Raw genomic sequence first — 20,536 nt, 5'->3', positions numbered from 1 at the left:
AATCGAAAGATCATGACCACTGATCATTACTGTGTTTTGCTTCATTATCCAGACTCCTAATTTATGATTTCATTGCAAAGAAATCGCCAATCAAGTTCCTGCTACTCCATCTCCAGTAGCAAATCAACGCAAGTACATACAAAACAGCAACAATCAACATCCAAAGCATTACCAGACCATCCTCACTGACGCCAGTCAACGACAGAGGCGAACATGGTGCTATTGACGGAATGAGGGATAGCACTACATTAAAGACATATAGCATTACAACTATCAACAATCCAAGAATCTTCCCCAATAACGAAATAGCAGCAATCGCGCAAGATAGGAAAAACATCACAGGTATTACATAAACAGAAAAGCGATAATCGGAAATTACCTCAGAGAAAGACGCCGAACCTGTAGCATCCATAGCATCAATACCTGGAACATATTTTCTAGGCAAAATCGACAGCAATCTAACCGGGAGCAATACAGAGCCGATTATCAAAGCTCCAAGTACGACATATGCTGCCAATCCCACAAATCTTACATTTTCCAAAGCAATACCATCTATCCACGGCATAGGCGACGCCAGCATCGCTGCGGATACGATCCCCAGAACGATCGGCAGAAGATTCACGGCCCTCAACCAAAGTTGCACACCGCTCACTGAAATTTGTACGGGCACGCCAATATGCCACCCATAGAAACAAGCCACATATGTCATCGCCATCATTAACGCGATCCACTCCACATGACGGCTCTTCGCCCACACCCAGACACCACTCATATCCTCTTCTCCAGCCATACAAACAATCCCAGCTTTTCTGCAATGACAACAGATGAGTGAAGAAGATGGCAAGGCTTGCCGTGGGAGACACGGCAAGGGGTGATACGGTAGGGCAAATCGGGAATAATGAGGACTCATGAAATCAGCGAGCGCTATTGGCTCAGCAAGTCAGAAGGTATGTCAGGAAACATGCAGCAGAGTCAGACACCGATCAGCGTAGGCATTGTGGACAACGATCCCTGTGCGCTACGCATATTGACTGCGATCGTCGCCACAATCCACAATTGCAGACTGCTGTGGACCTGCAGCACGGGAGCGACCGCGATTCAGCGATGTCTTTCCCGGCAGGGGCGAACGCCCGACGTACTCATCGTGGACATGTCGCTCGACGACATGCCGGGAACCACCGTATGCGAAACCGTAAGAACGATCTCCCGCAATATCACGGTAATCGCGATCACCGCATACTCCGCGCACCGATATCAGGAAGCATCATCCAAAGCCGGCGCATACACGTTGATCACCAAGGATCACCTCAATACGGCTCTCCCCAAAGTCATCCACGATATAGCAAACGGCCTTCCCGCAGACACGATTCCGCACTCCCCCAAACGATCGATCAGCCATGCGACCTCCTCGGAGGAACACCATGACTACGACAAGGCACTATCGGAACGCGAACAGAAAACGCTTGGGCTATATGCCGAAGGCTATTCCACGCGCGATATCGCAACGACCATGAACATCAGCGAATCAACCGTGTATTCCTATCAAAATAGAGCCGTCAGCAAACTGCACGCCCGCAATCTCGCCCATGCGATTGCCTTGGGAGCCAGAAAAGGATTGTGGTAGACATGGCCCACGTTCCCGATAATTCACGCGCACGTGCACACGCACACGCACACGCACACGCACACGCACACGCACACGCACGACGATCTTCATTCAGGCAGGCCCTGCACCGTCTGATATCACGGCATTGGCGCAATTGGCATGTCATCATCTGCATCGCCCTTGCCGTAATGACGGTTGTGGAAACGATCGGATTCATGATTTACGGCATCGTATCTGCCAAACCAGCCGTCGCGCTCTGTCTTACGTCAGCCTTGACCGTGGCATTGCTTCCGCGATTGCCGCGGATCACGCCGTGGTTTTTGCTGATCCTGTATGCATTGGGCGATATTTCAGCACTCACCATGCCCAGCGCCATGTTTTTGAGTGCATTGTTTTCCATCGCATGGCTCACCTATCATTCCGCGTGGCGGGGATTCATCGGCGCACTGATACCGGTGACGGCATCGATGACCGTCATTCTTTCCGAAGGCGGATATATCCCATGGATTATCGCTTCGGCGACCCAATATGCATGTTGGTATTTCTCCTTTATGGGCGTCGGATTATGGGTGCGGAAAACCAGAGCATACGAATTACTGAAAAACCAGCAGCAACAGAGGCGACTGTCGGAGCAGTTGCAGATGCATCTCCACGACTCCGCCGCGAACGACCTGGCGTATGCACTCACGATGATCGATCTGCGAACGTCGAACGGCGATGCCGATCATGCTCAGGATCGGGAGACGCTGCTCACGGTCCGGGATGCCTGCGAGGATGCCTTGCAGCAGGTCCGTAGGGCGATCGACGTGGTCCGGGACAGTGATGGAACAGTCATGGATTTCTCTGATACCGCTACCAATACTGCGACGAATGTCGATTCCTCCGACTGGCTGCATCAGATCCGCATCATGATCGACGACTGCGAACGGCAGCTTCAGGAGCTGGGATTCCGTGGTACCGGCATTGTATCCGGCGAGGGTCATACGACTCCGAGCAACGACTCACGCGATATGATCATCTCGTTCATCCATGAGATCTATGGCAATATCCTCAAGCACGCCGATCCGAAGGAATATCACATCGTCGCCATACAGCCCATGCCGAATGGCGTCGTCATCTCGTCCTCGAACATTCGTCGTCACAAGGGGTTCGGTCCGTCGGCATACGATCAGGGAGGAACTGGACTGCAACGCTATGAGCGCCAATTGGCTCAGGTCGGCGGGACGTTGGACATTCTCGAGGACGACAATGAGTGGTCGATAACGGCGCTGATCCCGTATTGTCAGTCGGGACAACACACAGGCGGATCGCAGATGCTATGATTTAGATCGTTCAAGATAATGCGTACGAACGTACACATTTGCTATGTCGCCATGTCCGACAGGCAGTTGGATGGCAACATGATGCAAACGCCACGACAAGGAAGTGAACGATGAGCGACGAAGCCACGCAGACGAACACGAACGCACAGCCCGAGCCCTCCGCACAGTCCGCATCGAAGTACCCGCCGGTGGAGTTGCGCACCCCGCGTGCCAGCGAGCGCGAGGAGATGCTGAACGGCAAGCTGTACGATGCCTCCGATCCTGAACTGGACGCGTTGCGCCGCAAGGCCGGCAATCTATGCACCAGGTTCAACGGCCTGTCTCGCGACGACACCAAGACTCGCACGGCCGTTCTTGACGAGCTGCTGCCCGGTCATGGCGACAACCTCGATGTGATGGGACCGGTGTTCTTCGACTACGGTTGCCACACCACGATCGGTGATCGCGTGTTTGCGAATTTCAACTTCACCGTGCTGGATTGCGCGCCGGTGACGATCGGCAACGATGTGCTGTTCGGACCGAATGTGTCGCTGCTGCCGCCGATGCATCCGCTGCGCTGGCAGGATCGTAATGTGCGTACGCGCGAGGATGGCACGACATACGACTATGAGTACGGTCGGCCGATCGTCATCGGTTCGAACTGCTGGTTCGGCGGCAACGTGACCGTGCTGGGCGGTGTGACCATCGGTGACGGGTGCGTGATCGGCGCAGGTGCCGTGGTGACGAAGGACATTCCGGCAAATTCGGTGGCGGTGGGCAATCCGGCGCGTGTGATCAAGACGATCTCCGACGCGGATGCCGCGGAACTGCAGGAGTACGCGCAGTAGCAGGAATACGCGCCGCAGTGAAGTATGCACGGCAGCAGGAATACGTGCGGCAGTGGCCTGACTGCACATTCGTCAATGCCGTCAATACATGCATGAACCCCCGTTCGGTGTTGGCCGACGAGGGTTCTGCATGTTCGCGTTGGTGTTATTTCGCCGCCGCTATTTCGCCATTTTCAAGGCGAACAGGTAGCGCGGTCGACCGGTGAGATCGTTGCCGGTTCGAGCCTCGCCGAATCCGTGCGTCAGCACGTACTCACACAGCGCATCGCCCTGGCTGATGTCATGTTCCATCACCAGTGCGCCACCGTCGCGCAATAGTGTCGCCGAGCGGTCGATGATGCGTTCGGGGATGCGCAGTCCGTCCGCCGATCCTCCGTACAGTGCGAGTTCGGGATCATGGTCGCGCACTTCGGGCTGTTCGGGGATCTCGGATTCGGGGATGTACGGCGGGTTCGTGATCACCAGATCGATGCTGCCGTCGAGATCACGCAACGTTTCGTCCGCAGTGGCGTCGCCGAGTACGAGATGATAGCGGTCCGCCACATCGGGATGGTCATGGATGACGCGCTGTCGATTGCGTTCCGTCCACGTATATGTGGTTTCACTGAGTTCCACGGCCCATACGTTACTCTCCGGCGCCTCGACCGCCACCGACAGACCGATGATGCCGCTGCCGGCACACAGATCGACCACACGAGGATGCTGCACGTCGACCGTCGCCAGCCAATCCAGCCCGGCCTGTACCACGATCTCGGTCTCCGGACGCGGGATGAACACGCCGGGACCGACCTCGACCTCAAGATATCGGAAGGGCGCGGTGCCGACGATGTACTGCAATGGCTCGCGTGCGGCACGTCGTTCGATCATGACACGGTATGCGGCACGGTCGAACGACAGCGGCAGATCACGACCCATCAGCATGATCATGTCGAGATCACGCAACGATATTCCGGCCGCGTGCGCCATCAGCAGTTTGGCATTATGCTCGGGCGTATTCACTCCGGCTCGACGCAGAACGTCGGACGCGCTGCGCACCAAACGCGCGGTATCAGCCGTCTCACTCGAAAACGTCATGCTTCCAGAACCCCACCAGCAGAAACCGCATTATCAAACCCACCATCAGAAACTTCACCCGCAGGTGCCTCATCCGCAGGTGTCACACCAGCCGAAGCCACACCAGCCGAAGCCACACCATCACCATTCGAGACACTATCCACCATGCAGCCACCCCCTCTTCTTAGTGTGATCACACTAAAAAACAGACCCCTTGGAATTTCAAGGATTTCAGCCTGTTCAGCCAGTTAGTGTGATCACACTAAGGAAGTTGCTTACTGCTTGTCAGCCTGGGCGAGGCGTGCGGCCTCGTCGGCCTGGATGTCGGAGTCGATCACGGCCTGCAGGTCGCCGTCGAGCACCTGGTCAAGGTTGTACGCCTTGTAGTTCGTACGATGATCGACGATGCGGTTCTCCGGGAAGTTGTATGTGCGGATGCGTTCGGAACGATCCAGCGAGCGCACCTGCGAGTGACGCATGTCGGCGGCCTCGGCGGCCTCCTGCTCGTGCTTCATGGCCAGCAGTCGGGACTTGAGCACGCGCAGCGCGGCGGCACGGTTCTGGATCTGCGACTTCTCGTCCTGCATACTCACCACGATGCCCGTGGGGATGTGCGTCATGCGCACGGCGGAGTACGTGGTATTCACGGACTGTCCGCCAGGGCCGGAGCTCATGAAGATGTCGATCTTGAGGTCCTTCGGATCGATTTCGATCTCGTCGTCATCGTCGTCGGCTTCGGGGAACACGATCACGCCGGCCGCGGACGTCTGGATGCGCCCCTGCGATTCGGTGACGGGGATGCGCTGCACGCGATGCACGCCGCCCTCGTACTTGAGCGAGGCCCATACGCCGTCGGCGGGGGCCACGGTTCCCTTGGCACGAATGGCGATCTGCACGTCCTTCACGCCGCCAAGCTCGGTGCCGTTCTGGCTCTGGATCTCGCACGACCATCCGCGGCGTTCCGCATAACGCGTGTACATGCGCAGCAGATCGCCGGCGAACAGTGCGGCCTCTTCGCCGCCGGCACCGGCCTTGATCTCCATGATCGTGTCACGGGCGTCGTCCGGATCGCGCGGAATCAGTGCGGTACGCAGCTTTTCGCGTGCCTCGGGAAGTTCACTCTCCAGCTTCTTCGCCTCGTCGGCGAAGTCGGGGTCTTCGGAGGCCATTTCCTTGGCGGCCTCATAGTCGTCGTTGATCGTCATGTACCGCTGGTATGCGGAGACGATCACGCTCAGCTCGGCATGGCGACGACCGAGTTTGCGCATTTTCTCGGGGTCGGACGCCACTTCGGGCTGGCTCATTTCCTGTTCGATCTTGTGGTATTCGTCAACCGCGGTCTTCGCCGCCGGGAATTCTTCCGCCATGTTCGCTTTCCGTTCTCTGTGCAGGTCGTGTCTGCGGTTCCAATCGTGGTCAACCTGCCGTGGTCAAACCTTGTTCAAGCATACAAAAACGCCAGTCCCGCGGATGGGCCGAAAGGGCCCGGACGGGACTGGCGTTGCAACGTCTGCTACTTGGCCTTCTTGCCGTAACGACGCTCGAAGCGAGCCACGCGACCACCGGTGTCCAGAATCTTCTGCTTGCCGGTGTAGAACGGGTGGCACTTGGCGCACACGTCGGCCGTGATGTGGCCGGAGGTGATGGTCGAACGGGTCACGAAGGTGTTGCCGCACGAGCACACGACCTCAGTGGGCACGTATTCGGGATGAATACCCTGCTGCATGATTACTCCTAGGATCTATTTCAGGACCGGGTCGCCGTACCCCAATGGCATGACGTGAACCGGAACCTATGGGATTATACGCGCAAGTCTGGATTACGACAAGCCGGCATGACGACGGCACGATAACGGTACGATAGCGGCACGATAACGGCATGAAAAACGCCCCGGCAGGGATTCGAACCCCGTCGAGGCGCTGCAATTCTCATTAATCCGGCCCGAGGCGGCGGAGAGAGAGGAGATCCAGTCGCTTCGGGCAAGTGTGTGATATGGGCCGTATGGCCCGACCGTCACTCGGCGAGGTCGTGGGCCATTTCCTCGAAGGCGGCGAGGTAGGTGTCGCAGGCCTTCTCGTCGTGGGCGACGGACAGGGTCCATTCCTCCTCGCGACCGGGGGCCATGTAGACGCCGCGGTTGGCCTGATACAGCCATGCGAGCTGGTTCAGCGCCGCGTTCTGGCCCTTGCGGAAGCTCACGTAGTCGGTGATCTTGTGCGGGGAGAAGGTGACGCAGCCCTTGGCCCCGAAGCCCTGGGCGTAGCCGGGGAAGTCGTACTTCTTGATGATCGCGCTGCAGCCGTCCATCAGGCGCTGGTTCATCTTGTCGAGGTGTTCATATGCGTCGGGCGTCAGCACCTTTTCCAGGCTGGCACGGGCGGCGGCCATCGACAGCGGATTGCCGGAGAAGGTACCGACCTGGTAGACGGAACCGTCCTCGACCACGCTCATGACCTCATCGTTGCCGCCGATGGCGCCGGAGGGCAGACCACCGGCGAGCGACTTGGCGATGGTGACCATGTCGGGGGTCACGCCGAACAGCTTGGTGGCGCCGCCAGGGCCCACGGTCAGGCCGGTCTTGACCTCGTCGAAGATCAGGACGATGCCGTGCTTCTTCGTCACCTCGCGCACACCCTCAAGGTATCCGGGCTCGGGCGGCACGATCGACATGTTCATCAGGCAGGCTTCCATGATGAGGCAGGCGGGTGCCTCACCGGCGGATTCCATCTCCTCGATGCGGTGCTCCAGCGCATCAAGATCGTTGAACGGCACCGGCACGGTCAGTTCGACGGTGGCCTTCGGGATGCCCGCGCCGTAGGGCAGGGACTTCAGGTGGTAGCGGTCGCCGATGTTGTTGTAGTCCTCGGAGATGGAGATCATCACGGCGTCGTGATGGCCGTGGTAGGAGCCGAAGATCTTCATGATGTGGTCGCGGTGCGTGTAGGCGCGGGCGATGCGGATGGCGTCCATGGTGGACTCCGAACCGGAGTTGTTGAAACGCCACTTCGGCAGTCCGAAACGTTCGGTCAGCTCCTCGGCGACCACCACGTCATCCCAGTCGGGCATGGCGAAGTGCGATCCCTTGGAGAAGCGGTCATTGACGGCCTCGGCGATGATCGGGTTGGCGTGGCCCTGCAGCATGGCGCCGAATCCGTTGTTGAAATCGTAGTATTCGTTGCCGTCGACGTCCCACATCTTGGCGCCCTGGCCGCGATCCACATAGATCGGCCACGGATCGCGCAGCTGGTAGGAGGACGCAACGCCGTTGCACAGGTGCTTGCGCGCGCGTTCGTACATGTCACGGGACTTGCCGAGCTTGGCGTTGAGCTTCTCACCTTCCTTCTCGGTGAGTTCCTTGATTCGGGTTTCATCGATCGTCGTTGTCATGGCCAACTCCTTTACTGCGTTTTCCCTAATGCTTATAGAAAACCACCTATTTATTTCGCAGTTATTAACTAATTTATCTACGATTTACATAGCAATATCGTCGTAATGACGACGACAACGACACGACAACGCCGTGACGATACCGATACCGTGACAACGCCGCGACAATGCCGTCCGAGACAACGAAAAAGCCTCCCCGGTGCGGGGAGGCTTGTCAATGACGGCAACGAGACCAACACCGGCAGATGCCGGATGACACCAACCTATGTCAGACAGTGCCAAACAATGCCGGACACTATCAACGACGTCAGCTACGGAAATCCTCGAACATCATGGTGTAGTTGTCGTTGAGCTTGTTCGAGCAGCGCTTTTCCAGGATCGCGTGCTTGAGTTCGTCGGCGGACGGCACGATCACGTTCTTGTCGCGCATGTCCTCGGGCAGCAGTTCGTCTCCGCCATCCAGCACGCTGCCGGCGCCGGCGCTCTGCTCCACCGCGGTCTTGTTCTGCGGGTCGAGCATCCAGTTGATGAACGTCTTGGCCTGATCGATGTTCGTCGCGCCGCGCGATATCGCCACATTGTCGACGAACTTGTTCGCTCCGTCGGACGGGAACACGAACCGCAGGTCGGGATTGCTCGACATGGCCTGATAGGCGTCGTAGCTCCACGCCATACCGACCTTCTGCTCACCGGACGCCAGACGATCGGCCACGCCCTCCGAACTCAGCACGCCCACCTTCGATTTATACGACTGCAGCAGATCGCTGGCGTTCTGATAGTCCTGCGGTTTGGTGGCGCACTGGTCGCTGCCGACCGCGCGCAACGCGGCGTTCACGATCTCAATCTGATCGTTGAGCAGCTGCGTCTTGCCCCACGACGCCTTGGGATGGAAGAAATCATTCCACGACGTCGGCGCATCGGACTGCGGAATCGCCTTCGCGTTGTACACGATGCCCGTGTAGCTCACGATGTACGGGATGGAGTACTGCATCGTCTTGTCGTAGTAGGGATTGCGGAACTCCTGCTTGATGTTCTTCGCATTGGGCAGCGAGTTCACATCGAACTTCATGAGCAGCCCCTCGTACTTGAGTTGCTCGACCATATAGTCGCTCGGCATGACGATGTCATACCCCTCGCCACCGGTGGACTGCAGCTTGGCCTCAAGGGCCTCGTTGCTGTCGAAGGTGTCGACGCTGAGCGTGATGCCCGTGTCCTGCTCGAACGCCTTGATCACATCGTCGGGCATATAGCCGGCCCATGTGTAGATGTGCAGTTCGCCGCCGTGCGCCTCATGATATGGTCCCGTCGCCTCGGCCGTGCCGCCGCTGACTGATACGTCACTCACGCCGCCGGAGCAACCGGCCAATCCGAACACCAGACCGGAGCATAATGCCGCTGCGAAAACCTTTACACAGGAACGCGCGATCTTCGAAATTCGAAATTGTCTGCGCGAAGTATCCGAATCCGACAACGTTCCGTTCATCGCACACGTATTCATAGGCATGATCATGATTCCCCTCCCCTACTTGCTACTTGCTCTTGCGGTTCGTCAGCACCGTGGACGTGACCGTGATGACGATCGCCAGCAACAGCAGCAGCGTGGCGACCACGTTGATGCTCGGGTTCACGCCCTTGCGGATCAGCGAGAAGATGTAGATCGGTAGCGTGGTGGTGCCGGCGGTGGTGAGGAAGTTCGAGATCATGAAGTCGTCCATGGACACGACGAACGCCATCAGCGCGCCGGAGATCACGCCCGGCGTGAGCAGCGGCAGCGTCACGCGCGTCACCGTGGTGAAACCGGATGCGCCCAGATCCTCAGCGGCCTCGAAGCACGCCCTGTCGAGCGTTTGCAGTCGTGCGCGGATCGGCATGACCACAAACGGAATGCAGAACGTGGTGTGTGCCAGAACCAGCGGCACGTATCCGGGAGCCATACCGATCAGTCGGATGAACGCCATGGTGGCGACACCGAGCACGATTTCCGGGATCAGCATGGACGCGTTGATCAGTGCGGTGGCGAGCGCCGAACCGGCTCGGGACATGTGGTCGATGGCCAGCACGTAGAGCACGCCGAGCAGCGTGGACAGCACGGTGGCGATCAGCGCGACGATCAGCGATGTTTCGGTGGCTTTGATGATCGCGCCGTTGGTGAACACCTCGCCGTACCAGCGAAACGAGAAACCTTCCCACAGCAGGGCCTGACGGCCGCCGTTGAACGAGAAGAACACGACGATCACCATCGGCACGTACAGGAACGCGAGCACGAAGACGCTGAGGAATCCGACGGCCGGGAACCGTTTCAGCGAATTGTCGCGGTTGCCGGAGCGACGGGTGCTGAGCGGCCGGTCGGGTTTCTTCTCCTCCAGCCAGTCCGGCATCTGCGCGCCGGAATCGGCACCGCCCGCCGCACGCTCGGCCTGGGTTCGGGCGACCAGGGCACCGAACTCGTCACTGTCGGAATACTTCACGGCCTTGGGATCGACATCATCATGCAACATGCTCATAGCGTCATACCCGCCTTTCGAGAAGCCTTGCCGCCGAGTACGGTCGCCAGGAACGCACCAAGCAGGGTGATGGACAGAATCACTGTGGACAGCGCCGCGCCGAACGGCCAGTTACGGGCCTCGGCGAACTGCGAGGCGATGAGGTTGCCCACCATGAGTACGCGTCCGCCGCCGAGCAGCACGGGCTGCACGTAGGAGCCGAACGCAGGGATGAAGCACAGTGCCACGCCGCTCATCACGCCGGGCATGGCGGCGCGCAGGATCACACGACGCATCACGGTGAGCTTGTGGGCGCCCAGATCGTAGGCCGCCTCGACGAGACGGAAATCAAAGCCGGACAGTGCGGAATACATCGGCAGGATGGCAAACGGCAGGAACGTGTAGATCAGGCCGATCACCGAGGCGAACGACGTGTACAGCAGCTGCTGCTTGCCGATTCCCAGCAGGTTGGCGGCCCAGTTGATCGGTCCGTTTTCGTTGAGGATGAGCATCCACGCGTAAGTGCGCACCAGCAGGTTGGTCCAGAACGGGATGGTGACCAGCAGGACGAGAATCTGCTGGACTTTCGCGCTTTTCATCGACATCCACAGAGCGATGGGAAACGCGAGCGCCACACATACGGCGGTGGTGAGCAGCGCCTGCCACAGGGATGTGCCGAAGACCTCGAGGTATCGGGTGTCGAAGAACCGATTACCGAAGAAGTCGTGGCGGAAGAGCAGTTTTTCGTAGGCGTCGGTGGCGAACTGGAACTTCACGCCACCGCCCATGTCGGGGCGGCTCATGAACGAGAACGCCACGATCACGCACATCGGGCCGAGGGTGAACAGCAGTCCGATGAGAATGGACGGAATGGCGTAGGCGCGGTGGAGCAGACCAGGTTTCACGGCGTGCGGGGAACCGAACCAGCGGTGCCATGCGGATTCCGTGGGCGCGGTGGCGGTCGCGGTGGTCACGGTCGCGGTGTTGTCCGATGTCGTCTTCTGGTCAATTGGCGGCTTGTCGCTCTTGGTGTTGGAATCGGATTCGTTGCCGGTCATTATCGTTCCACCACCCTCATATGTTCGGCCTCCACGTGCACGCTCACCGTGGCTCCCTGATAGAGGACGCTGGTGTCGAACGGCGGTGAGACGCGAACGAGCAGCAGCGTGCCGTCGCCCAGTCGCACGTGACAACGCACGTCGGCGCCCATGAATACGACGGTTTCCACGGTTCCCTGCAGTGCGGTGTCGTCCGGCGCGGCCAGATTGATGCGTTCGGGGCGCACGGCGGCGCAGATCTCGGCACCGTCGGCCAGATCGGAGATGTCCTGCTTGACGTGGAACGGCACGCCTTCGACGGTGATCACGCCGTCACTGCTCTTGACCGCGTCGAGGAAGTTGATGTCGCCGATGAAGTCGGCTACGAACCGGTTGGATGGCTCGTTGTAGATCTGTTCCGGCGTGCCCACCTGTTCGGGACGCCCCTTGGAGAAGACGGCGATGCGGTCGCCCATCGAGAGGGCCTCCTCCTGATCGTGGGTGACGAAGATGAACGTGATGCCGGTCTCACGCTGGATGCGCTTGAGCTCCACCTGCATCTGACGACGCAGCTTGAAGTCGAGTGCGGACAGGGATTCGTCGAGCAGCAGCACCTTGGGACGCTTGGCGAGCGAACGGGCCAATGCCACGCGCTGCTGCTGGCCGCCGGACATCTGGCTGGGTTTGCGGCCGCCGAAATCGCCAAGGTGCACAAGGTCGAGCATCTCCTGCACGGTTCTGGCGATCTCGTCCTTGGGCTTCTTCTCCATCTCCAGACCGAACGCCACGTTTTGCGCGACGGTCATGTGCGGGAACAGCGCGTAGCTTTGGAACACGGTGTTCACCGGTCGATCGTAGGGAGGCAGAGGATCGATGCGCTGGTCGCCGAGGTAGATTTCGCCGGCGTCCAGACTTTCCAGGCCGGCGATCGACCGCAGCAACGTGGTCTTGCCGCAACCGGACGGGCCGAGCAGGATAAAGAACTCGCCCTTGTGGATTGCCAGACTCACGTCGTCGATGGCATGGACCTCCTTGCCTTCCGCCGATATGAACGTCTTCTTCGCATGATTAATCGTCAGACCGGATTCACGCAGCTCGACCTCCGGGTCGCGAGCTACCACCACCTTCTGCGCAGCACTCATCGCGCCTCCCTTGTTGGTTCACATCACGAAGCCTATACAAGGGGACTGTGGTTTCAGTAAGGTAAACAAGACATTGCGACTGATTTCGAGGATTTACATACGGCAGACGGCAGAAACCGTATTAGCATGTGTATTTTGTGGCGGAAATCGTATGATATAGGCACGCCGAGGGAGGGTCCAAGATTCGAACCCTCCTTGTCTCATTCTTGCGCATCAGACGTAACGTGTCATGACACCGGTCATGCCGAGTACACCACGTCGCCGTCCACCACCGTGCCGAGAATCGGCATCGTGCCGATCTCCTCGGGAGTGAGCGCATAGGGGTCCGCTCCGAACACGGTCAGGTCCGCCGTATACCCCGGGGCCAGCTGTCCGGATGTCGCGCTCTCCCCACGAGCCACAGCGCATGAACGGGTGTATCCGTCGAGCAGCTGCGGAACGGTCAGCGACTCATCCGGCACCACCGGGCCCAGATCAGGACGATCAAACGGACGACGCAGCACGCCATCGGCGATGGTGAACCTCGGATCGTAGGGAGCCACCGGCCAATCGGAACCGATGGCCAGCACGGCACCGCCGTCGACCAGACTACGCGTACGGAACGCATACCCCTCACGAGGTTCGCCAAGCTTGCGGGACCAGTTGTCGGTATGGTCCGCCAACAAGAAGCGCGTGCAATGCAATGGCATCATGCTCAAAAACAGCGGGCTGGATGCCACCGTACACACCACGTCATCATCCATCATCTCCAAATGTTCGATCGAATGCGAACCATGCGAACCACCGTTGACATCCCCCAGTTCGTCCAGCAACGCGGACACCACACGCACATGAGTGAGCACACCCTCATCGCCAATCGCATGCGCCACCGTATCGATACGCGCCTCGATCAGATTGCGCATCAGATTCCGGTAGGCATCCAGATCGGTCCACGCACCGAAGTCGCTGTCTCCGTGCACGTCCGGCTTCTGCAGCCATGCCGTGCCGCCATCGATACTGCCATCCATGAACAGTTTCACGCCGGTGACCGCCCAACGACGACCGTGACGCCCGATCAGCTCCTGCAGGTAGGAGATGTCGGAACCCATGGCCTGTCGCGCCACCGGATGGATCCGCAGTTTGATACCAAGATCAGTGGTCTCTTCGGCCTTGGCAAGCAGCGCAAGATCCTCCGCGCTCATATCCATCACATGGGCACCGGTCAGGCCAGTGGACGCCATACCGTTCAGCACGTCAACGATACGCTGGACCTTCTGCGCCTCCGTCAACGGCGGCATTACGGCATAGATCAGATCCTTTGCCTCAAACTCCAGAACATGACCGGTGGGCGTCCCATCCGGATAGCAGGCGATGCACGCCGACGAATTCGGAAAATCAACAGGGCCGGAAATACCGGCGGCCTTGAGCACGGCAGGAGACACCAGCAGCGAATGCATGTCTGCCAGAGCGATCACGCACGGGCGCTCGCCGATAATCGAGGCAAACGGTTCGAACACGATTGGGCCTCCATGGTATAGGGTCGGGTCCAATCCCCATGCGTACACCCACTCCTCTGCGGGAACCGTAGCCGCATAATCCGCAAGACGACGCTGGGCCTCCTGCATGGAGACCGATCCGGTCAAGTCCACGCCGAGGGCGTCGGAAGTTGCGCCGGAAATGGGATGGCTGTGGGAGTCCGTAAGCCCCGGTGTGATCACGCCACCGCCGAAATCGACGATCGTCACGTCGTCTCGCTGACGCAGGTCATCGACCGAGCCGACCGCGGTAATCGTGGAGCCATCCACCAGCACGGCGTTGGCGTTGCGGTCATCGGTAGCGGTCATGGAATGGACGGCGTCGGCCACGAATAATGTCGACATGATGGTTCTCCTTGCTTATTCGTCGAAATTGGTTCGTATTGATTCGAAACGGTTACGGTTATGCGGCGATTGGAAACGCGGACGATGGCAGGACCTGCACACAGGACTATGCGGTTACTATGCGGTTAGGCGCCGAGTCCTTCACGACGCAGCAAACGCCCGTAGGATTCGGGACGGCGCGTCTTATAGAACGGAAACAGTGTGATCCAGTCGTCACGTTGCGCCAGATCAAGATGGGCCACCAACACGGCGTCACGATCACGCGGCGCCTGCACGAGCACGCGACCGAACGGGTCGGAGATGAACGACGATCCATAGAACGTGACCTTGCCCTCGTTCCCGTATCGGTTCGGCACCACCATGAACGTGCCGTTGGCAATGCCGTTGGCGCGAATCGTCTGCTCCCACAACGGCTCGGTGTCGAAATCCGGATAGTCCGGTTCGGATCCGATGGCCGTGGGATACGAGAGGATCTGCGCACCCTGCATGCCGTACATACGAGCGGTTTCGGGGAACCACTCATCCCAGCAGGTGGGCAGCCCCAGACGCGGCTCACCTTCGATAGGCAGCGTCACCACCGGATATGGGTTCTCAGCGGTATTGTCATCTGCCGGTCCGGGGGCGAAATATTCGTCCTCGTAGTATCCGGTGGTGATGGGGATATGCATTTTGCGAGTGCGCTGGACCAGCGTGCCGTCAGGAGCCACGAGTACGGCGGTGTTGTACCCGCGTTCGGAATCGGCACCGGTTTTCTCGAACACGGATCCTGCGATATACACGTTGTGTGCACGGGCCTGTTCGCGGAAGAACGTTATGCTCGGACCGTCTTCAAGACTTTCCGCCATGGCCGATCGGGCCGATGGATCAGGACGTACGTCAGCCATGTAGCGCAGCATGGTCAGCTCCTGCAGGAACACGATGCGCGCCCCGGCGAGCGAGGCCTGAATGATTCCAGCCGCTAGGACGGACCGGTGTTCTTCCGGGTCTTCATGCCATTTTGTTTGCACCAGGCCCACGCCCACGACGTTGGGTTCACGTTCGACGCGAGGGCAAAGGCTGGGCAGGTTTTCCGCCGTATACAGATCCATGATGAGCTCCTTTCAACGTTATTCGAATACTGAATGCTGGTTGCCGATACAGCCGATTGGCATTGGGACTGCGACTAGTCGATCGCCGGCTGCTGCTGGGTGATGCAGTGAATGCCTCCGCCGCGGTCAAACAGCGGTTTGGCGTATATCGGCTCCACGTGACGGCCCGGATACGCCTGTTCCAGTACGGCGAGCGCCTTGTCGTCGTTGGGATCGTGGAAGGTGCAGGCAACCACGACACCATTGGCCGCATAATGATTGATGTAGCTGAAGTCCGTAGGAGTGCCGTCCATCTCATACCCCTGTTGCGGCGCCGGTACGGGGATGACGGTGAATTGACGCCCGGTCGCGTCACGGGCTTCGGACAGCACACGTTCGATCTGGCGCGAGACCTCATAATCGGGGTGATTCCGGTTCTGCTGATCATGGAACAGCACGACGCCGGGCAGTGGCATGCATGCGACGATGTCCACATGCCCGCGCGTGCCGAATTCGCCGTAGTCCCGGGTCAAGCCGCGTGGCAACCAGATGACCTTCTCCACGCCAAGCTTGTGATGCAGTTCCCGTTCGATGCCCTCACGCGTCTTGCCGGGATTGCGATGCGGGTCCAACGCCACGGTTTCAGTGAGGATTGCGGTGCCTTGACCGTCCACGTGGAAGCCGCCGCCTTCGAACACATAGGAGCTGCTGATCGCATCAACGCCGGCCGCATGTGCCACGCGTTTGGCGAGTAGCTCGTCCTTGTCCCAGGTGGACCACTGCTGTTGCCCCCAACCGTTGAATACCCAGTCGACGGCTTTGAGAGTGCCCCTGACGATTGGAGTAGACGATGTATCGGAGCCGTGTTCGATGACGAATGTGGGGCCGCTGTCACGCATCCAGCAGTCGTTCAGAGGACACGAGTGGAGCGTCACGTCATCATCCAGCACGCCCGCGGCGACCGTTTCCAATGCGGGATCGACCATCATCGACACTGGTTCATACCGCGCGATGACGTTCGCCACCGAAGACCATGTGCCGATGGCCTCGTCCCGCGACTGCGCGGTGCTGCCCAGCACATAGCCTTCGGTCGGGAACGACATCCATGTGCGTTCGTGCCGACTTGTTTCCGCAGGCATTACATAGGTCATTGCTGCCACCTTCCGGTTCCGATTTGCTCCGGATTGCTTGAGTTGTTTTCCGGGTTTTACACGTTGGCTCGAATGCTCGTCATCGCGCCAGCTTGGGTGCGGCCGCCAGCAGTTCACGCGTGTAGTCGTTGCGAGGATGCGAGAACATCTCGGACACCGGTCCGGATTCGACGAGTTTGCCGTTATGCATCACCACGGCCGAATCGCATAGATAGCGCACCAGATCAAGGTTGTGGGTCACGGTGAGGATCGTCAGTCCGGTCCGGGCACGCAGGTCCTTGAGTACGTCGAGGATCTGCGCCTGCACCACCACGTCCAACGCGCTGGTTGGCTCGTCGGCCACCAGCAGCTTGGGGTTGAACGCCAGCGCGCGGGCGATGGCGATACGCTGCTTCTGTCCGCCGGACAGATCCTTCGGATAAGCATCGGCCGTATCATGCGGCATGGCGACCATGTCAAGCAGTTCGTTGACGCGATCGGGGATGGCGTCAACATCGACGATTCGATGGACACGCAGCACTTCGGCGATGGTCTGGCCGGCCGTCATCATGGGGTCGAGCGCGGTTCCCGGATCCTGGAACACCATCTGCATGGATTTGCGCAGATCGGAGTATGCACCCATGTTGAGAATGGTGCCCTGATAGCGCACGTTGCCCGAATCAATGGGATTCAGCCCCATGATGGCACGCAGCAACGAGGATTTCCCTGATCCGGATTCGCCGACAATGCCCACGGATCCCCCGGCGGGCACATCGAATGACACGTGGTCCACGGCGGTGAATCGAGTGTCCGGCTTATGCCGCAGACGATCCAACAGGGTCGGCTTGTCACCGTACTTGATCACCAGGTTCTCGATGCGCAGAATCAGCGGATTCAGCATGACGCACTTCCATCCTTTGTTGCGCCGTCATCGCCCATATGCCGCATGCGATAGTCGAGATCGGCGTCAAGTAGTTTCTTCGTGTACTCCTGCTGCGGATGATGGATGATGTCCTGAGTGGACCCCTGTTCCACGATCCGTCCGTACTGCATGACGATCACCTGATCGCAAATCTCGGAGATCACCGCCAGATCATGACTGACGAAGATCAGGGACAGGTTGTCACGTTTCGCAATATCCTTCAGCAGCTTGAGAATCTGCGCCTGAACACGCACATCCAATGCCGTGGTCGGTTCGTCACAGAACAGGATCGCCGGTTCGGCGGCGAGCGCTGCGGCAATCATAATGCGCTGTCGCAGGCCGCCTGACAGTTCGAACGGCCATACGTTCATCTTGTCCTTCGCATCCGCGATACCAACCTTGCCCATGAGGTCGATCGCGTGCGCGCGGCAGGCGTCCCATGAGTCTTGCGGATGATGCATCTGCCATGTTTTGGCGACGAATCGCCCTACGCGCATCGTGGGGTTGAGGCTGGTGGCCGGCTCCTGGAAGATCATGGCCGCGTCAGCCTTCGTCACCGGTTCCACATATGTCATATCGCCGGTGGTGTGCAGAGACGACGGCAGGATGCCGACAATCGCTTTCAAGGTCAGGCTTTTGCCACTGCCGGATTCACCGACGATGCCCAGTCGTTCGCCACGGGCCAGCGTGAAACTGGAGTCGTGGACGAGCACGTCTCCGTAGTCGTTGGCAATCGACAGGTCAGTGACCTTGAGTACCGGACGAGCGCCCGGCACGGTCTTCGCCGTCGTCTCGTCAGTTGTTGCCGCCGTCGTTGCGGTCGCTGTCGTCGCAGTCATCAGTGCACCATCCTGTCCTGCAGGGCGTCGCCGATGAGGGCGAGGCCGAATGCGAATACCGTCAATGTGAGTCCCGGAATCACGACGAGCCAAGGTGCGAGTCCGAGGAACTTCTGACCGGAGGAAATCAGTGATCCCCATTCGGGGGTCGGCGGCTGAATGCCGAATCCAAGGAAGCTGAACGCGGCGAGCGCCACCACGGAGAACACGAGATCGGATGTGAGGTAGATGGCCACTTGTCGAATGACGTTCGGCGCGATGTGCCGGAACAGGATGCGTTCGGTGGAGAATCCGGACGTCCGTGCCGCCATGATGAACTGGGATTCCTTGATGCGCATGACTTCGGTGCGGGTGAGTCTTGCGTAGATCACCCAGCCGACGATCGTGAAGCTGACGATCAGCGACGGCACGCCTGCGCCGAGCACGAACACGAGGACGATCATGAGCACGTACTGCGGGAACGCCTGCAGCAGGTCACCCACACGAAGGATGATCGTGTCCCAGGTCTTGCCGAAATATCCAGCGATGAGGCCGAGAATCGTGCCCAGTACGCAGGGGAGCACGGTACATACGAGGGTAACCGGCAGGTCGATCGCGGCAGCGCGCATCACGCGGCTGAACAGGTCACGGCCGAGTTCATCGGTGCCGAACAGATGCGCCGCATTGGGCTGCTGCAACACCGCGGTAAAGTCCTGTTCGATCGGATCGTACGGGGTCCAGATCAGGCTGACGATGGCGGCCGCCACGAATACGACAACGATTGCGAGACCAACGACGAGCTTGCCCGTCGACGGCCTGCGACGGCGACGACTGTGGACCGTTGACAGACGGGATGCGACGGATGATGCGGCAGCCGGTGCTGCTGTTGCTTTGACTGAGGCGGTCATGATTCGATCCTCACTCTCGGGTCAATAACGGATGTGATGATGTCGGCCACCAGATAGATAACGACGATGGCGATGGCGAATACGAAGGTGTAGCCCTGTACGAGAGGGAAGTCTCGCTGGCTGGCCGCTGTGACCAACCCCTGTCCGATGCCGGGCAGGCTGAACGCGACTTCGACGACGGTGGTGCCGAATAATGCGTACCCGGCCTGGGACGCAGCGACCACCACAAGCGGGCCAGCCGCATTGCGCAGAATGAAACTACCGGTCAGGTTCCAACCCGTGAACCCCAGTGTGCGGGCGGCGAGTACATAGTCGGAGTTGCGTACGTCAAGCAGTGTGGCCCTGAGACTACGGGTCATGGGTGCGGTGAGCGATATGGCCACGGTGAGTATGGGCAGGATCATCGCCCGGATGTGGTCGGATATGCCATCACCGATACCGGCGACGGGGAACGCCCGTGTGGGAAGCGCCACGTAGCTGATGAGCATGATGGCGATCCAGAAGCTCGGCAGTCCGATGCCCACCACGCACAGGATGCGCACGATCTGGTCGGCAAGTCCGTCGGGCTTCTGCACGGACAGCATGGCCAGCAATACGGACAGCAGCAGAGCCACAAGAATGCCACCCACGGCGATGCTCAGCGTGATCGGCAACTGCTGTGCGATCTGCGTGCTCACGGTCTTGCCGGTTTTGAACGATGTGCCGAAATTACCGTGCAGCACGTTGATCACGTAATCGACGTATCGAATGAGGAACGGTCTGTCCAACCCCATCTGCGAACGCACGTGGGCCACGTCCTCGTCACTGGCACGCGGTCCGGTCACCAGTCGTGCCGGATCGCCCGGAGTCAGATCAAGCAGCAGCGTAGTCACCAGCAGGATACCCAGTATCAGTGGGATCAACGTCAGCAGTCGTGTGACGATAAAACGATATCGGTTCTTGGTCATGGTCTCGTCTCACTTCGTTTCGGTTCGT

Annotated in this window: 19 protein-coding genes; 3 read left to right on the top strand and 16 right to left on the bottom strand. The window is 59.3% G+C overall.

Translation table 11 applies throughout. From position 1 onward, the window contains the following. Nucleotides 1-61: 61 nt before the first annotated feature. Nucleotides 62-790, bottom strand: a complete 729-nt coding sequence (locus EP30_RS07255) for a hypothetical protein (protein WP_140557382.1) — start codon at nt 788-790, stop codon at nt 62-64. Nucleotides 791-961: 171 nt separating this feature from the next. Here EP30_RS07255 and EP30_RS07250 point away from each other — a divergent pair, with 171 nt between their 5' ends. From EP30_RS07250 to EP30_RS07240, 3 genes are all read left to right on the top strand, one after another. Then, nucleotides 962-1,624, top strand: coding sequence for a response regulator transcription factor (locus tag EP30_RS07250; protein ID WP_181160837.1), 663 nt, complete (start codon nt 962-964; stop codon nt 1,622-1,624). 197 nt (nt 1,625-1,821) lie between these two features. Next, the gene (locus tag EP30_RS07245; protein ID WP_181160836.1) at nt 1,822-2,928 is read left to right on the top strand and encodes a histidine kinase; all 1,107 of its coding nucleotides are present in this window, start codon (nt 1,822-1,824) and stop codon (nt 2,926-2,928) included. A gap of 227 nt (nt 2,929-3,155) precedes the next feature. Then, nucleotides 3,156-3,755: a sugar O-acetyltransferase gene (locus EP30_RS07240; RefSeq protein WP_140557424.1), complete on the top strand. Its 600-nt coding sequence runs from the start codon at nt 3,156-3,158 to the stop codon at nt 3,753-3,755. 159 nt (nt 3,756-3,914) lie between these two features. On the opposite strand, the gene prmC is transcribed toward EP30_RS07240, so the two are convergent. The 15 genes from prmC to EP30_RS07165 all read right to left on the bottom strand — a co-directional run bounded on the left by prmC (nt 3,915) and on the right by EP30_RS07165 (nt 20,508). Beyond that, nucleotides 3,915-4,829: a peptide chain release factor N(5)-glutamine methyltransferase gene (prmC, locus tag EP30_RS07235; protein WP_140557376.1), complete on the bottom strand. Its 915-nt coding sequence runs from the start codon at nt 4,827-4,829 to the stop codon at nt 3,915-3,917. A 254-nt stretch (nt 4,830-5,083) separates the two neighbouring features. After that, entirely contained in the window at nt 5,084-6,175 is a 1,092-nt protein-coding gene (gene prfA / locus EP30_RS07230; protein ID WP_094662987.1) for a peptide chain release factor 1, read from the bottom strand. Nucleotides 6,176-6,321: 146 nt separating this feature from the next. Next, entirely contained in the window at nt 6,322-6,534 is a 213-nt protein-coding gene (gene rpmE / locus EP30_RS07225) for a 50S ribosomal protein L31 (RefSeq protein ID WP_093959848.1), read from the bottom strand. Nucleotides 6,535-6,821: 287 nt separating this feature from the next. Further along, the gene (locus EP30_RS07220; RefSeq protein ID WP_140557373.1) at nt 6,822-8,195 is read right to left on the bottom strand and encodes an aspartate aminotransferase family protein; all 1,374 of its coding nucleotides are present in this window, start codon (nt 8,193-8,195) and stop codon (nt 6,822-6,824) included. Between the two features lie 307 nt (nt 8,196-8,502). Next, the gene (locus tag EP30_RS07215) at nt 8,503-9,540 is read right to left on the bottom strand and encodes a PotD/PotF family extracellular solute-binding protein (RefSeq protein WP_158216838.1); all 1,038 of its coding nucleotides are present in this window, start codon (nt 9,538-9,540) and stop codon (nt 8,503-8,505) included. Nucleotides 9,541-9,724: 184 nt separating this feature from the next. After that, complete coding sequence (locus EP30_RS07210) at nt 9,725-10,699, bottom strand: ABC transporter permease (RefSeq protein ID WP_140557367.1); 975 nt, start codon at nt 10,697-10,699, stop codon at nt 9,725-9,727. Next, nucleotides 10,696-11,736 (bottom strand): ABC transporter permease, encoded by a 1,041-nt coding sequence (locus EP30_RS07205; RefSeq protein WP_140557365.1) that lies wholly within the window; start codon nt 11,734-11,736, stop codon nt 10,696-10,698. Before EP30_RS07205 ends, EP30_RS07210 begins: the two co-directional genes overlap by 4 nt. Further along, the gene (locus tag EP30_RS07200) at nt 11,736-12,857 is read right to left on the bottom strand and encodes an ABC transporter ATP-binding protein (protein ID WP_140557362.1); all 1,122 of its coding nucleotides are present in this window, start codon (nt 12,855-12,857) and stop codon (nt 11,736-11,738) included. The genes EP30_RS07205 and EP30_RS07200 overlap by 1 nt, the downstream gene beginning before the upstream one ends. 239 nt (nt 12,858-13,096) lie before the next feature. Further along, complete coding sequence (locus tag EP30_RS07195) at nt 13,097-14,716, bottom strand: amidohydrolase (RefSeq protein ID WP_140557360.1); 1,620 nt, start codon at nt 14,714-14,716, stop codon at nt 13,097-13,099. Nucleotides 14,717-14,841: 125 nt separating this feature from the next. Next, entirely contained in the window at nt 14,842-15,804 is a 963-nt protein-coding gene (locus EP30_RS07190; RefSeq protein WP_140557357.1) for a nitrilase-related carbon-nitrogen hydrolase, read from the bottom strand. A 74-nt stretch (nt 15,805-15,878) separates the two neighbouring features. Further along, nucleotides 15,879-16,922, bottom strand: coding sequence for an agmatine/peptidylarginine deiminase (locus EP30_RS07185; RefSeq protein WP_219846803.1), 1,044 nt, complete (start codon nt 16,920-16,922; stop codon nt 15,879-15,881). A 91-nt stretch (nt 16,923-17,013) separates the two neighbouring features. Further along, the gene (locus EP30_RS07180; RefSeq protein ID WP_140557352.1) at nt 17,014-17,814 is read right to left on the bottom strand and encodes an ABC transporter ATP-binding protein; all 801 of its coding nucleotides are present in this window, start codon (nt 17,812-17,814) and stop codon (nt 17,014-17,016) included. After that, entirely contained in the window at nt 17,808-18,674 is an 867-nt protein-coding gene (locus tag EP30_RS07175; RefSeq protein ID WP_140557350.1) for an ABC transporter ATP-binding protein, read from the bottom strand. Before EP30_RS07175 ends, EP30_RS07180 begins: the two co-directional genes overlap by 7 nt. After that, nucleotides 18,674-19,561: an ABC transporter permease gene (locus tag EP30_RS07170; protein ID WP_140557348.1), complete on the bottom strand. Its 888-nt coding sequence runs from the start codon at nt 19,559-19,561 to the stop codon at nt 18,674-18,676. Before EP30_RS07170 ends, EP30_RS07175 begins: the two co-directional genes overlap by 1 nt. Further along, nucleotides 19,558-20,508, bottom strand: coding sequence for an ABC transporter permease (locus EP30_RS07165; RefSeq protein WP_140557346.1), 951 nt, complete (start codon nt 20,506-20,508; stop codon nt 19,558-19,560). Before EP30_RS07165 ends, EP30_RS07170 begins: the two co-directional genes overlap by 4 nt. Nucleotides 20,509-20,536 lie beyond the last annotated feature (28 nt).

Source organism: Bifidobacterium sp. UTCIF-39 (assembly GCF_006408715.1).
Lineage (GTDB): Bacteria > Actinomycetota > Actinomycetes > Actinomycetales > Bifidobacteriaceae > Galliscardovia > Galliscardovia tissieri.
Note: the sequence above shows the minus strand (reverse complement) of the source record. Positions and strands in the feature narration are given on the sequence as shown.